This is a genomic window from Saccharomonospora sp. CUA-673 (assembly GCF_001942305.1).
Lineage (GTDB): Bacteria > Actinomycetota > Actinomycetes > Mycobacteriales > Pseudonocardiaceae > Prauserella.
Map to the genome: position 1 here is coordinate 24,630 of NZ_MKKE01000013.1, position 13,521 is coordinate 38,150.

Sequence of the window (13,521 nt, forward strand, 5' to 3'; positions counted from 1 at the left end):
AGTGGCCACTCGGCCTCCCGTCGGGATCCCACAACTGTCCAAGCGGGCTCGTGTCCTGCTGACACTTGCGGCTGTCCTCGTCCTGCTTCTGCTGCTCGGAGCGCGTTTCCTCAACGCGTACGTCGACTGGCTGTGGTTCGGCGAGGTGGACGCGCGCGGCGTGTTCACCACCGTCCTGTTGACCAGGGCGATCCTCTTCGTGGCGACCGGCGTACTGGTCGGTGGCGCGTTGGCCGTCAGCCTGATGATCGCCTACCGGACCCGGCCGGTGTTCGTACCCGTCAGCGGGGACAACGACCCGCTCGCGCAGTACCGGGCCGTCGTGTCCAGCAGGGTCAAGCTGTTCGGCATCGGCATCCCCGTGCTGGCCGGCCTCGTCGCGGGCGTGTCCGGACAGGCCAACTGGCAGACCGTGCAGATGTTCCTGAACGGCGGCGAGTTCGGGCGTACCGACCCGCAGTTCGGCAACGACATCGGCTTCTACGTCTTCGACCTGCCGTTCCTCGGCTGGGTCCTGGGCTGGCTGTTCGCCGCCGTCGTCGTCGCCTTCATCGGCGGACTGATGGCGCACTACCTGTTCGGCGGCGTCCGGCTCGCCGGCCGCGGCGGTTCGATCTCCAGCCCGGCGCGCATCCAGCTGTCGATCCTGATCGGCCTGTTCGTGCTGTTCAAGGCCGCCGAGTACTACCTCGACCGCTACAACCTGCTGCTGTCGGACCGCAACGAGCTGTTCACCGGTGCCACCTACACGGACCTGAACGCCGTGCTGCCCGCCAAGCTCATCCTGCTGTGCATCTGCATCTTCTGCGCGATCGCGTTCTTCGTGGGCGCGTTCATGCGCAACATCCAGCTGCCGGCGATCGCGCTCGTCCTGCTGCTGCTGTCCGGCCTCGTCGTCGGCGTCGCCTGGCCGGCCATGGTCGAGCAGTTCTCGGTCCGTCCGAACGCCAACCAGCGTGAGGCCGAATCGATCGAACGCAACATGGAAGCCACGAGATTCGCCTTCGGCCTCGACAACATCGAGTACGAGGACTATTCGGGCGAATCAGAGGCCACCCCGGAGCAGATCCGCGACGAGCAGGGCACCATCCGAACGTCCGCCTGCTCGACCCCAACGTGCTGTCGCCGACTTTCACCCAGCGGGTCGGCCGTGAGAACTTCTACGGTTTCCCCGAGAAGCTCGACATCGACCGCTACGAGGTCGACGGCCAGCGGCAGGCCTACATCGTCGCTGCCAAGGAGATCAACACGCAGGGTCTGGCCGCCAACCAGCAGACCTGGATCAACCGGCACCTCGTCTACACCCACGGCAACGGCTTCGTCGCGGCCCCGGCCAACACGATCGACCGTGCCTCGAGGACGCCAACAGCGACGGCGGCTACCCCGTCGCCGGCACCTCCGACACGCAGAACCCCGAGCGCCGGCATCCCGGTCGACGAGCCGCGCATCTACTACGGCGAGCTCGCCACCGACTACGCCATCGTCGGCGGTGAAGAGGGCGTCGCACCCGGCGAGTACGACACCGCCCAGGACCGTTCGTACCTGTACGACGGCGAAGGCGGCGTGCCGATCGACAACTGGTTCAACCGGGCCGTGTTCGCCATGCAGCACGGTGAGCGGAACATCCTGTTCTCGAGCGCCATCAGCGAGGGCTCGAAGATCATGTACAACCGCGACCCGCGCGACCGTGTCGAGAAGGTCGCCCCCTGGCTGACCGCCGACGGCGACCCGTACCCCGCGGTGATCGACGGCAAGATCAAGTGGATCATCGACGGCTACACCACGCTCGACAACTTCCCGTACTCGCAGCGCACCTCGCTCGGCGAGGCGACCCAGGACTCGCTCCAGGGCGTCGCGGCGCAGCAGGACACCGAGGTCAACTACATCCGCAACTCGGTGAAGGCCACCGTCGACGCGTTCGACGGCTCGGTCGACCTGTATCAGATGGACCAGCAGGACCCGGTCCTCGACGCCTGGATGAAGACGTTCCCCGGCATGGTGACGCCCGAAGGCAGATCCCCGACGAACTGCGCGAGCACTTCCGCTACCCGGAGGACATCTTCAAGATCCAGCGTGAGCTCATCACGCAGTACCACGTCCAGAACGCGCAGGAGTTCTACGCGACCCAGACGTTCTGGAACGTGCCGCAGGACCCGACCACGGAAGGCGGCCTGGACCCCAACTCCGACGCCGCCAAGCTGCCCGCGTACTACACGTTCTCGCAGTCCCCGTGGCAGGACGAGCCCACCTTCCAGCTCACCAGCGCACTGACGCCGCTCAACCGGCAATACCTCGCCGCGTGGGTGTCGGCCTCGTCCGACCCCGAAACCTACGGCGACATGCGCGTCCTGCGACTGCCCACGGCAGGCAGCAGGCAGCTCGAAGGCCCCGTGCAGGTGCAGAACGCCTTCCAGTCGCACCCCGAGTTCACCCAGGACCGCACGCTCCTCGGGAACCAGAGTGTCGACCTGATCTACGGCAACCTGCTCACCCTGCCCGTCGCAGGCGGGTTCATGTACGTCGAACCCATCTACGTCCAGCAGCGCAACGCCCAGAGCTACCCGCAGCTGGCCCGAGTGCTCGTCTCCTTCGGCGGCCGCATCGGCTTCGACTCCACCCTCAACGGAGCCCTCGACCAGGTCTTCGGTGAAGGCACCGGCGAAGCCGCCACCGGACCCGAAGCCGGCGACCCCGAAGGCGGCGACAGCGGCGGTCAGGACGAGGGCCAGCAAGGCGGCGACACCGACAACCAGCAGGCACCCGGCAGCGACAGCCAGGACGGCCAGCAGGGCGGCGGGGCCGACAACGCCGAGATGAGCGCCGTCGTCGAGGACATCCAGGACGCACTCGCCAAGCTGCGAACCGCCCAGGAGAACGGCGACTTCCAGGCGCAGGGCGAAGCGCTCTCCGAACTCGACGAAGCCACCCAGCGGTACGACGAACTCCAAACCGCAGGCGGCTGACCAGCAACGACACCCAACGGGCACCCGCTTTACGCCTCGCCGACACCGAGGCGTAAAGTGGGACCCACACAACGCGGGGTGGAGCAGTTCGGTAGCTCGCTGGGCTCATAACCCAGAGGTCGTAGGTTCAAATCCTGCCCCCGCTACAGAGATCGGGAGACCCCTGTCCACGAAGTGCGTGGACGGGGGTCTCTTTCGCTTTGTTGTGGGGGCCCAGCCCCCACACCCCCAGGCCGGCGGGCTCCGCCCCCGGACCCCCGGTTGTGGGCCGGCATTGTTCGCTTGCGCTCACTTGCCTCTTTGCGTACGTGTGTTTCGTTGCGTACGGGGGCGGCGTTGTTCGCTTCACTCACTCGCCTTCCTGGCACGCGTGTGTCCACACGTCTCGACGTCTTCCGCACCTCGAGGTCTGCGTTCCTTGCTGGTCGGGTGAGGGGCTACCCCCTGTCATGGTGATCTTGGTGGGGGTGTAGAGTTGTGTTTACACAACGACGCGGGGTGGAGCAGTTCGGTAGCTCGCTGGGCTCATAACCCAGAGGTCGTAGGTTCAAATCCTGCCCCCGCTACCAGGTTGAAGGCCCCGGCTCACTTTGGTGAGCCGGGGCCTTTTTGCTGCTCTGGGGTATCGCTCGGCTCGGCTTGGCTCGCTTCGCATCGCCATCGCCGTTGCCTTCGCTTGCGGTGTCAGGGGGCTGGGGCTCGGCTTCGGCTTCGCGGGGTCACGGTGTGTGGTGGGGGTGCGCTTGGCGGGTGGGTGTCAATACGCCGTTCGTCCGTGTGGGTCTGGTGCTTGTGGACTTTGCGCGACTCCACTGTGGACCAGGACGGCGGCCACTGTGGACAGAAAGGCCGGAACGTGGCACCGTAGAGACGTGTCCGATTTGAACGCAACAGCCGCAGCACTGCTTGGCCTGCTTCACGACGGCCCCGCCACCGGCGGTGAACTCGTCGCCGGAGCTGAAGAACGCTTCGGAGCGTTCTTCAGCGTCACCCGAAGCCAGGTCTACCGCGAACTGCCCGCACTGCACGAAGCCGGGTACGTCCGCATGGGCAAGCAGGGGCCGCGCTCCAGCCAGCAATACGTCATCACCGCCGCGGGTAAGAAGGCCTTCAAGGCCTGGGTCGCCGCCGACTCCGCGGCCGACCACCTGCGGTCGCCGCTCATCCTGCGGCTCGTGCACGCCCGCGTGCTCACCCAGAAGCAGCGGGAGAACCTGTTCGAGACGGCCAAGGCCGTGTACACCGAACAGTCCGACGAAGCCAGGGCCCTCTCGAAGGCCGCCGACGACCCCGTCACCAAGGCCGTCGCCGACTTCGACCTCGCCCACGCCAAGGCGGCACTGAAACTCCTCGACACCGTCGTCAGCGCCGCAGCCAAGTGACCCCGGCGCGCATCTCGTGCGGCCGCCTCAGGCGGCCGCACGATTTGCCGTAACCTAGTCATTCGTGAGTGCTGAGTTCGAAGACGTCGTCAAGGACCTCGACGGCAAGCTGACGCAGGTCGAAACCGTCATGGACATCGACGCGTTGCGCCAGGAGGTCGCCTCCCTCGAGGAGGAAGCGGCCCGGCCCGACCTGTGGGACGACCCCGACGCCGCCCAGAAGGTCACCAGCCAGCTGTCGCACAAGCAGGCCGACCTGCGCCGCGTCGGCGAACTCCGCCAGCGCCTCGACGACCTCGGCGTTCTCCACGAACTCGCCCAGGCCGAGGGGGACGCCGCCAGCAAGGGCGAGGCCCAGACGGAACTGGCCGCCCTCACCGAGGCCATCGACACCCTCGAGGTGCGGACCCTCCTGTCCGGCGAGTACGACCCGCGCAACGCCGTCGTCAACATCCGCGCCGAAGCAGGCGGCGTCGACGCCGCCGACTTCGCCGAGATGCTCATGCGCATGTATCTGCGCTGGGCCGAACGCCACGGCTACGGCACCGACGTCTACGACATCTCCTACGCCGAGGAAGCCGGCATCAAATCGGCCACCTTCAAGGTCGGCGCCTCCTACGCCTACGGCACCCTGTCCGTCGAACAAGGCACCCACCGCCTCGTGCGCATCTCGCCGTTCGACAACCAGAGCCGCCGCCAGACCTCTTTCGCCCACGTCGAGGTGCTGCCCGAGGTCGAAGAGGTCGACCACGTCGACATCCCCGAGAAGGACCTGCGCATCGACGTCTACCGCTCCTCAGGGCCCGGTGGGCAGAGCGTCAACACCACCGACTCGGCCGTGCGCATCACCCACCAGCCCACCGGCATCGTCGTGTCCTGCCAGAACGAGAAATCGCAGCTGCAGAACAAGGCCGCCGCGATGAAGGTCCTGCAGGCCAAGCTCCTCCAGCGCAAGAAGGAGGAGGAACAGGCCGAACTCGACGCCCTCAAGGACGGCGGCAGCAGCTGGGGCAACCAGATGCGCTCCTACGTGCTGCACCCGTACCAGATGGTCAAGGACCTGCGCACCGAGCACGAATCGGGCAATCCGTCCTCCGTGCTGGACGGTGACATCGACGCGTTCCTCGACGCCGGCATCCGGTGGCGAAAGCAACAGGAAGCCGACGTCGCCTAGCTGGACCAGCGGACGAGCATCGCCGCAGGTGACGGCATCGCCGTGAGCGTAGGCTGGGCAACCCGGCCTTAACGTCGCCCAACTGTAGGATGCCCAATCGTGATCCAGCTCGAATCCGTATCCAAGGTCTACAAGACCTCGACACGTCCGGCCCTGGACAACGTCTCGGTCGACGTGGACAAGGGTGAGTTCGTCTTCCTCATCGGCCCCTCCGGGTCCGGGAAGTCGACGTTCCTCCGACTGCTCCTGCGGGAGGAAGTGCCCAGCAACGGTCGGGTGTCGGTGTCGAACTTCGACGTCGCCAAGATGCCCCGGCGCAAGGTCCCCCGCTTGCGCCAGACCATCGGTTGCGTGTTCCAGGACTTCCGCCTGCTCAACAACAAGACGGTGTCCGAGAACGTCGCCTTCGCCCTCGAGGTCATCGGCAAGCCCAAGCGCACCATCACCAAGGTGGTGCCCGAGGTGCTGGAACTGGTCGGCCTCGACGGCAAGGCGGACCGCATGCCGCACGAGCTCTCCGGTGGTGAACAGCAGCGCGTCGCCATGGCGCGGGCGTTCGTCAACCGGCCCCTCGTGTTGCTGGCCGACGAGCCCACAGGCAACCTCGACCCCGACACCAGCCAGGACATCATGCTGCTGCTGGAGCGGATCAACCGCACCGGCACGACCGTCGTCATGGCCACCCACGACCACTCGATCGTCGACTCGATGCGCCGCCGCGTCGTCGAACTCGACCTCGGCAAGGTCATCCGCGACGACCGTCGAGGCGTGTACGGCGTCGGTCGCTGACCCCCGCAGCGACTCGAATCCCCGCCCAGCAAGACCCGACCCCCGACTTCCAAGGAACCGTGCCCTAGATGCGCGCCAGCTTCGTCTTCAGCGAGGTCGTCACCGGTTTGCGCCGGAACGTCACGATGACCATCGCCATGATCCTGACCACCGCCATCTCACTCGGGATGTTCGGCGGTGGGCTGCTGTTCGTCCGCACGATCGACAAGATGCAGGCCAGCTACCTCGACGACGTCGAGGTCACGGTCTACATGACCCAGGACATCAGCGCCAACGACCCGAACTGCACCGCCGAGCCGTGCTCGACCATCCGGCAGTCGCTCGAGACCAACCAGGCCGTCGAATCGGTCGTGTTCGAGGACCGGCAGCAGGCCTACGAGCGGTTCCAGCGGATCTTCGAGGGTCAGCCGGAGCTCGTCGAGCTCGCCCGACCCGAATCGCTGCCCGCCTCCCTGCACGTCAAGCTGTTCGACCCCGAACGCAGCGACGTCATAGTGCAGGAGTTCTCCAACCAACCCGGCGTCGCCAACGTCGACGACCAGAACAAGTTCCTCGAACGGTTCTTCAGCCTGCTGAACTCCGGACGGAACGGCACGTTCATCGTCGCGCTCATCGCCGCCTTCGCCGCCGTGCTGCTGATTGCCAACACCATCCAGGTGTCGGCCTACACCCGGCGCACCGAAGTCGGCATCATGCGACTCGTCGGCGCGACCCGCTGGTACACCCAGCTGCCGTTCCTCCTCGAAGCGGTGGTCGCCGGCGTCATCGGTGCGGTCATCGGCACCGGGGGGCTGATTGCGATCAAATACATAGCGCTCGACCGGATCCTCGAAGCGACCGGCGGCGCCATACCCACGATCGAACTGATCGACATCCTGTTCCCCGTGGCACCGATACTCCTCGGGACGTCGATCCTCATCTCCGCCATCACCGGGTACGTCACACTACGTGCCTACGTGCGCACCTAGCGGAGTTGAGCAAGCGTCTGCGCCGGGGTTCCGTGACGGGGCCCCGGCGCAGCGCCGTTCCGGGGCTCGGTGGCGGTAACCCGTTAGGACTGTAGGTCGAGGGCGGTTAGAGTCGAGACATGGTCAAGGAAGTCGGACACAAGGTGATCGCGTCGAACCGCCGCGGGCGGTACGACTACACGATCCTCGACACCTACGAGGCCGGCATCGCGCTCGCCGGCACCGAGGTCAAGAGCCTTCGTGCCGGCAAGGCGTCCCTCGGCGAGGCCTTCGCGACGGTCGACGACGGCGAGGTCTTCCTGCGCAACGTGCACATTCCCGAGTACGCGCAGGGCACGTGGACCAACCACGCCCCGCGGCGCACCAGGAAGCTCCTGCTGCACCGCAAGGAGATCGAGAAGCTGATCGGCAAGACCAAGGAGAGCGGCGTCAGCCTCGTGCCGCTGTCGCTGTACTTCAAGGACGGCAAGGTCAAGGTCGAACTGGCCCTGGCCCGCGGTAAGAAGGCGCACGACAAGCGTCAGGACATCGCCAAGCGCGACGCCCAGCGCGAGATCTCCAAGGCCATGGGGCGCGCGATCAAGGGCAAGCACAAGCAGCAGCGCGCGGCCCGCCGGTGACGGGCCCGGCCGGCGACGACGACGTCGCGGCCTGGGCGCGGGGGCTCGGGCTCGACGGCCTCGTCGACATCCACGTCCACTTCCTGCCCGACCGCATGCTGCAGAAGGTGTGGGCCTACTTCGACCGGGCCGAGGAGCACTACGGCCTGCCGTGGCCGGTGCACTACCGGCTGCCCGAGGCCGACCGCGTCGACACGCTCCGCGCGCTCGGGGTACGCACGTTCGCGCCGCTGGTCTACCCGCACAAACCCGGCATGGCCGACTGGCTCAACAGCTGGGTCGCCGAGTTCGCCGAGCGTGAGCCGCTCGCCGTGCGCACCGCGACGTTCTTCCCCGAACCGGAGGCCGCGACCTACGTCGACGAGGCCGTCCGGGCGGGCGCGCGCTGCTTCAAGGTGCACGTCCAGGTCGGGGCCTACGACCCGCGCGATCCGCACCTCGACGCCGCGTGGGGCGCGCTCGCCGACGCGGGCATCCCTGCCGTCGTGCACTGCGGCCACGGCCCGCTGCAGGGCGAGCACACCGGACTCGACGTGTTCGCCGAGGTGCTGCAGCGGCATCCGCAGCTGGTCGCCGTCCTCGCCCACGCGGGCATGCCCGAGTACGACGAGGCGCTGGAGCTGGTGCACCGGTTCCCGCGCGTGCACCTCGACACCACGATGGTCGGCGTGCCGTTCACCGAGAGCTTCATGCCGATGCCCGCCGACTGGCCCGCCCGGCTCGCCGACGTGGCCGACCGGGTCGTACTGGGCACCGACTTCCCGAACATCCCGTACGACTACGCGACGCAGCTGCGTGCCATCGCCGGCTGGGCCGAGTCCGACGACCGCCTCGGCGAACCGTTCCTGCGGGCCGTCCTCCACGACACGCCCGCGAAACTCCTCGGCGTCTAACCCACCGTTCAAGCCTCCCGAGGGCCCCATGGTTGCGTTGATCGCGACTAATGTTCCCTTGACGCTTCGCCAACGGCGGGCCTGGTGAGCAGGTAAGCACCGGCGACGAGGGCCGCCCACAGCTCCGGTCCGTTGCCGAAACCGGTCGCGGCGAGGCCGAGGACACCCGCCGCGCCGAGCAGCCCCGCGGCGACGAGCCTGCCGATCGGGGCCGGGGTCTGCGTCGCGGGCGTGCGCTGCGGTGCCGCCGTCTCGAACCGGCCGGCGACCCGCACCAACAGCACCAGCACGACGCCCGCGGCCGCGAGCCAGACCGGCAGCGTCACGGCCCAGGCGAGGGTCCCGGGCTGCGGCGTCGCACGGCCCAGGCCGACCACGGCGACCCCGGCGACGACCACGAGCGCCGGCATGTGCCAGAGGTAGATGCTCATGAACCGGGGCGCCGCCCACGTCAACGCCGCGGACCCGAGGCGCCGCCGCGCCGGCCGCGTGAGCAGCGGGCGGACCGCGAGCGCCAGGCCGATCTGACCGACAGCCAGGGTGATCAGGCACGCGGCGGGCGGGCTCATGTTCGACACCGCATCGCCCGGCATGCCGATCATGCTCTGCGCGTACGGCCCGAACGCCACGAGCAGCGCCGTCCCGGCGAAGCCTGCGCCGGACAGGGCGACCGCGCGGCTCGTCGACAGCCGCGCGAGCCCGCCGTCGGCGTAGTGGAAACCCAGCTGGGCGACCGCGAGCCACACGAACACCGCGTTGGCGTAGCCGACCACGGGTACCTCCCCCAGCTGGGGCAGGCCGCCGAACCGGGCGACGTCGACGGCCGCCGCCGCGACCGCGAACGCCGGCACCACGCCGAACCTCGCGAGCCCGCCGCGGCGGTGCGCGGCTGCCAGCAGGGGAGTGGCGACGACCGCCAGCAGGTACACGGCCAGGAACCAGAGCAGCTGCGCCGCGATCGCCCCCGCGACGGCCACGGGCTGCTCCGGGACGCCGAGATCACCCAGCAGCGTCGGCACGACGAGCCACACCGCGAGCAGGGGCAGCACCGGCAGCAACAACCGATGCAGCCGCGCGGCGAGCCAGTCCCGGGTCGAGCTCGCCCGCCGCAGGGAGATCAGATTGGCCGCACCCCCTGCGAAGAACACCAGCGGCATGACCTGCGACAACCACGTCACGATCCACCAGCCGGGGGTGGTGAGCGCGTTGCCCGTGGTCAGCACCCCGTCGGAGTAACTCAGCACCGGCATCGTCCAGTGCTGCACCACCACGCCCACCACGGCAAGCGTCCGCACAGCGTCGAGAAACCGATCCCGCCCCGGAGGCTGCGTGGGTGGCGCGGTGGGCCGGGGTGCCGGGGGCGCAGTGGCAGGAGCGGCGGGTGGCGCGACAGGTGGCGTGAGGCTCGTGGTCATACCGTTCAGCCTGGTCAGCCGGCGATGCCCGCACAGCGGTGCCACCCACCGTCCCGCGCTACCGATTTTCGTACCCGCCAGGTGGGGTGAGCCCTACCGCCCCGGGAGCATTTAGCGTTTGAGGTAGGTGAGGACGGCTCGGACGCGGCGGTGCTCCTCGGCGCTGCCGTCGAGGCCGAGCTTGAGGAAGATGTTGCCGATGTGCTTCTCGACGGCGCCGTGCGAGACGACGAGCTTCGTCGCGATGGCCGAGTTCGACAGGCCCTGCGCCATCAGTTCGAGCACCTCGCGCTCGCGGGCGGTCAGCGCGTCGAGCGGGTTGCGCCGTCCGCGGGCCATGACCTGCGAGATCACCTCCGGGTCGATGGCGGTGCCCCCGGCGGCGACGCGGCGGATCGCGTCGAGGAAGTCGGCGACGTCGGCGACCCGTTCCTTCAGCAGGTAGCCCACCCCGCCGGTGCCCGCCGACAGCAGTTCGACCGCGTAGGTCTCCTCGACGTACTGCGAGAGCACAAGCACGGGCAGGTCCGGCACGATCTCCCGCGCCCGCAGCGCCGCGCGCAGGCCTTCGTCGGTGAACGTCGGCGGCATGCGCACGTCGACGATCGCCAGGTCGGGGCGGTGCTGTTCGACGGCGGGCAGGAGCTCGTCGCCCGAGCCGACCGCGGCGAGGGTCTCGATGCCCTCGTCGGCCAGCAGCCGCTGCACCCCGGCGCGCAGCAGGACGGCATCCTCGGCGATGACGACGCGCAACTCTCCACAACCCCCATCGGACGGTTCACCAGGTGCAGGGCAGTTCGGCTCGGATCACCGTCGGACCGCCGTGCGGGCTGGACACGGATACGACGCCGTCGATCGTGGCCGCCCGGTCGGCCAGGCCCGCGAGCCCGCCACCGGGGCGCATCTCGGCGCCGCCGTGACCGTTGTCGGTCACCTCGGCGATCACGGTAGTGCCATCCCCGCGGACGGCAACCTCGACCTCGGTGGCACCCGAGTGCTTGGCCGCGTTGGTGAGCGTCTCGCCGACGATGAAGTACGTCGTGCTCTCGACCGCCGCGGGTGGACGTTGCGGCACGTCGACCGACACCGACACGGCGATCGGCGACTTCGCGGCCAACGCCGACAGCGCCGCGTCCAGTCCCCGGTCGGCCAGCACGGCCGGGTAGATGCCGCGGGCCAGGTCGCGCAGCTCCGCGACGGCGAGCTTGGCGTCGGTGTGTGCCTCGTCGAGCAGCTGCGCGAGCTCGGTGTTGTCCGACCCGGCCTTGGTCTTCGCACGGCCCACCGTCATGGCGACGGCGACGAGCCGCTGCTGGGCACCGTCGTGCAGGTCGCGTTCGATGCGCCGCCGTTCGGCCTCGGCCGCGTCGACCCCGCGGGCACGGGAGGCCTGCAACCGGGACGCCCGCGCCTCGAGTCGCTGGGCGCGCGGCGGCCCGAGCAGCGCCAACGCGAGCTTGCCGTGCAGCCAGCCCACGCCGGGGGCCAGCGTCAACGCCAACGGCACGACGATCGCCGACGCGATGCCCAGCGCGAACTCGATGACCGCGATGGGGAAGGCGAGCAGCAGATAGGCCAGGTCGCGCCACGTCGTCGAGTCGGCCAGCCGCGCGAACCAGTCGCGCAGCCGGCCCTCGCCGTGGGCGCGGATCGCGTCCGGCACCGGGGTCCGCAGCATCCGCCGCAACCACCGCCGCTCGACGTCGGCGAACCACTGCGTCAGATACGTCGCGGCCATCAGCAGCGGGATGCCCACCCACACGATCGTCGTCGCGACCCCGGCCAGCAGCAGGGTCACCAGCACGACGAACTGGACGAGCCGCAGCGGCAGCGTCAGCACCTGGTAGCCGATCGTGCGCCAGGTGCCGGGCCACGGCTGGTCCTCGTTCACTGCTCTCGCCCCGCTCCGCCCGGGCGCATTCCCCGGGTCGCCGTTCATCCTGCCACCGTGGACGTCGACCCGGCGGCATCTCCCGACGCAGCATCCGTCGGGGCCCTATCCCTGGACGCCGCTTCCCTCGAGGTCGGCACCGGCGGGGCCGCCTCGGCGGCGCGTTCCCGCCGCGGCGACGGACCGAGCAGCGCCGCGGCCAGCCGGGCATGCCCGGCCCCCACCCCGCGCGTCAGTGGCACGGCCAGGCACACCAACAGCACGCCCAGCACCGCCCACGGCAGCGCCGTCGGCACCGAGTCCACGACGATCCACCGCACATCGTGCCCGGGGAAGGCGTACAGCCCGTCGGGCAGGAAGCGGTAGTACACCGGTAGCGCGACCAGGCCCAGGGCCAGCGCCCAGAACGTCACCATCACCGTGAACTCGACGACCCCCAGCGGCAGCAGCAACACCAGGTAGGTCACATCGCGCCAGGTCTGTGCATCGCGCGCCCGCGTCAACCAGCGTGCCCGGAACCCCGTCGTCGGCAGCGGCCGATACGGACGCGGAACCGGCCTGCCCAGCCACGCCCGCACCCGTATGCGCTCGAGGTCCGCCAACCCCCGTGAACCCGCCAGGAACGCCATCAACACCGGAATGCCCAACCACACCAACGACAGCGGAAGCCCCACCGCGAACGTCGTCACCAGGAAGACGAACGAGAAGATCCCCAGCGGGAGGCTCGACACCAACACCGCCGACGATCCGCTCAGCCCCGGCGTGCCCGGTGCGACGCGCGTGTCCATCGTCGTGACCCCTTCCCGCAGTCGTCGAGCACCAGCATCCCCGCTGCCCGGTCGCGCCGACAGGGAGCTGCCCGCCCACCGCAGGTAGGGCTGACCCCACCACCGACCCGTCCGATGCGCCCGGCCTGGGGAATTAAAGACTTGCCGGACGGGTTATCCTGGTGGGAACGAGAGATCCACACCGACCCCGTGTCGGTACCCAAGGGGGTGAACGGTTTCGACTCTGGACGTTGATCCAGTGGGAAGCGTGCCGGTGCAGGCAACGACCACCGCAAGCGTCGTAGCAACTAAATATAAGCGCCAAGACGAACAGTCAGCGCGACTTCGCCCTCGCCGCCTGAGCGAGTGCGAGTCTGTCGGCCCGGGTAAGCCTTCGACCCGGTCTGCCGGCATCAGCTAGAAGGCTTACCGCCGGTCCCGGCCACGGGGACCGGTTGGGACACAAACAGTGGCTGGGCCCGTCACACCGGCTTGTTCGCGTGACCGGTGGGGCCGAGTAGAGGCACAGCGAACTGCGCACGGAGAAGCCCTGGAAAGGCGGCAGAGGACCCGGGTTCGATTCCCGGCACTCCACTCGACGGCCGGCGAGTGCTCGCGAAGAGCACTCGCCGGTTTCTCGTTCCGGGCTGCGTCACGGG

General features: G+C 68.9%; 10 protein-coding genes, 2 tRNA genes, 1 other RNA gene and 1 pseudogene. 10 read left to right on the top strand and 4 right to left on the bottom strand.

Going from position 1 to position 13,521, the window contains the following annotated elements; all coding sequences use genetic code 11:
• Nucleotide 1: 1 nt before the first annotated feature.
• The 9 genes and pseudogenes from BJF85_RS08030 to BJF85_RS08070 all read left to right on the top strand — a co-directional run bounded on the left by BJF85_RS08030 (nt 2) and on the right by BJF85_RS08070 (nt 8,789).
• Nucleotides 2-2,963: pseudogene (locus BJF85_RS08030) on the top strand (UPF0182 family protein).
• A 72-nt stretch (nt 2,964-3,035) separates the two neighbouring features.
• Nucleotides 3,036-3,109, top strand: a tRNA-Met gene (locus tag BJF85_RS08035).
• Between the two features lie 346 nt (nt 3,110-3,455).
• A tRNA-Met gene (locus tag BJF85_RS08040) sits at nt 3,456-3,532 on the top strand.
• A gap of 303 nt (nt 3,533-3,835) precedes the next feature.
• Nucleotides 3,836-4,345, top strand: coding sequence for a PadR family transcriptional regulator (locus tag BJF85_RS08045; RefSeq protein WP_187346885.1), 510 nt, complete (start codon nt 3,836-3,838; stop codon nt 4,343-4,345).
• 64 nt (nt 4,346-4,409) lie between these two features.
• Entirely contained in the window at nt 4,410-5,519 is a 1,110-nt protein-coding gene (gene prfB, locus BJF85_RS08050) for a peptide chain release factor 2 (RefSeq protein WP_075846429.1), read from the top strand.
• Nucleotides 5,520-5,618: 99 nt separating this feature from the next.
• A complete protein-coding gene (ftsE, locus tag BJF85_RS08055; protein WP_075846430.1) occupies nt 5,619-6,308 on the top strand; it encodes a cell division ATP-binding protein FtsE in 690 nt (229 codons plus the stop codon).
• Between the two features lie 68 nt (nt 6,309-6,376).
• Nucleotides 6,377-7,276, top strand: a complete 900-nt coding sequence (gene ftsX / locus BJF85_RS08060; protein ID WP_075846431.1) for a permease-like cell division protein FtsX — start codon at nt 6,377-6,379, stop codon at nt 7,274-7,276.
• Between the two features lie 119 nt (nt 7,277-7,395).
• On the top strand, nt 7,396-7,896 hold the full coding sequence (gene smpB, locus BJF85_RS08065; RefSeq protein ID WP_075846432.1) for an SsrA-binding protein SmpB: 501 nt from the start codon (nt 7,396-7,398) through the stop codon (nt 7,894-7,896).
• On the top strand, nt 7,893-8,789 hold the full coding sequence (locus BJF85_RS08070; RefSeq protein ID WP_075846433.1) for an amidohydrolase family protein: 897 nt from the start codon (nt 7,893-7,895) through the stop codon (nt 8,787-8,789). The genes smpB and BJF85_RS08070 overlap by 4 nt, the downstream gene beginning before the upstream one ends.
• A gap of 47 nt (nt 8,790-8,836) precedes the next feature.
• Here BJF85_RS08070 and BJF85_RS08075 read toward each other — a convergent pair whose 3' ends face one another.
• The 4 genes from BJF85_RS08075 to BJF85_RS08090 all read right to left on the bottom strand — a co-directional run bounded on the left by BJF85_RS08075 (nt 8,837) and on the right by BJF85_RS08090 (nt 12,883).
• The gene (locus BJF85_RS08075) at nt 8,837-10,204 is read right to left on the bottom strand and encodes an acyltransferase (protein ID WP_075846467.1); all 1,368 of its coding nucleotides are present in this window, start codon (nt 10,202-10,204) and stop codon (nt 8,837-8,839) included.
• A 111-nt stretch (nt 10,205-10,315) separates the two neighbouring features.
• Nucleotides 10,316-10,957: a response regulator transcription factor gene (locus BJF85_RS08080; protein WP_075846434.1), complete on the bottom strand. Its 642-nt coding sequence runs from the start codon at nt 10,955-10,957 to the stop codon at nt 10,316-10,318.
• 25 nt (nt 10,958-10,982) lie between these two features.
• Nucleotides 10,983-12,095 (bottom strand): sensor domain-containing protein, encoded by a 1,113-nt coding sequence (locus BJF85_RS08085; RefSeq protein WP_075846435.1) that lies wholly within the window; start codon nt 12,093-12,095, stop codon nt 10,983-10,985.
• 44 nt (nt 12,096-12,139) lie between these two features.
• Nucleotides 12,140-12,883 (bottom strand): sensor domain-containing protein, encoded by a 744-nt coding sequence (locus BJF85_RS08090; protein WP_075846436.1) that lies wholly within the window; start codon nt 12,881-12,883, stop codon nt 12,140-12,142.
• 203 nt (nt 12,884-13,086) lie between these two features.
• Here BJF85_RS08090 and ssrA point away from each other — a divergent pair.
• Nucleotides 13,087-13,459, top strand: a transfer-messenger RNA (tmRNA) gene (ssrA, locus tag BJF85_RS08095).
• Nucleotides 13,460-13,521 lie beyond the last annotated feature (62 nt).

What these genes read in the sequence shown, in the direction of transcription:
- BJF85_RS08075 (WP_075846467.1), bottom strand. Translation starts at nt 10,204, where the DNA reads ATGACCACGAGCCTCACGCCACCTGTCGCGCCACCCGCCGCTCCTGCC.
- ftsX (WP_075846431.1), top strand. Translation starts at nt 6,377, where the DNA reads ATGCGCGCCAGCTTCGTCTTCAGCGAGGTCGTCACCGGTTTGCGCCGG.
- smpB (WP_075846432.1), top strand. Translation starts at nt 7,396, where the DNA reads ATGGTCAAGGAAGTCGGACACAAGGTGATCGCGTCGAACCGCCGCGGG.
- BJF85_RS08090 (WP_075846436.1), bottom strand. Translation starts at nt 12,883, where the DNA reads ATGGACACGCGCGTCGCACCGGGCACGCCGGGGCTGAGCGGATCGTCG.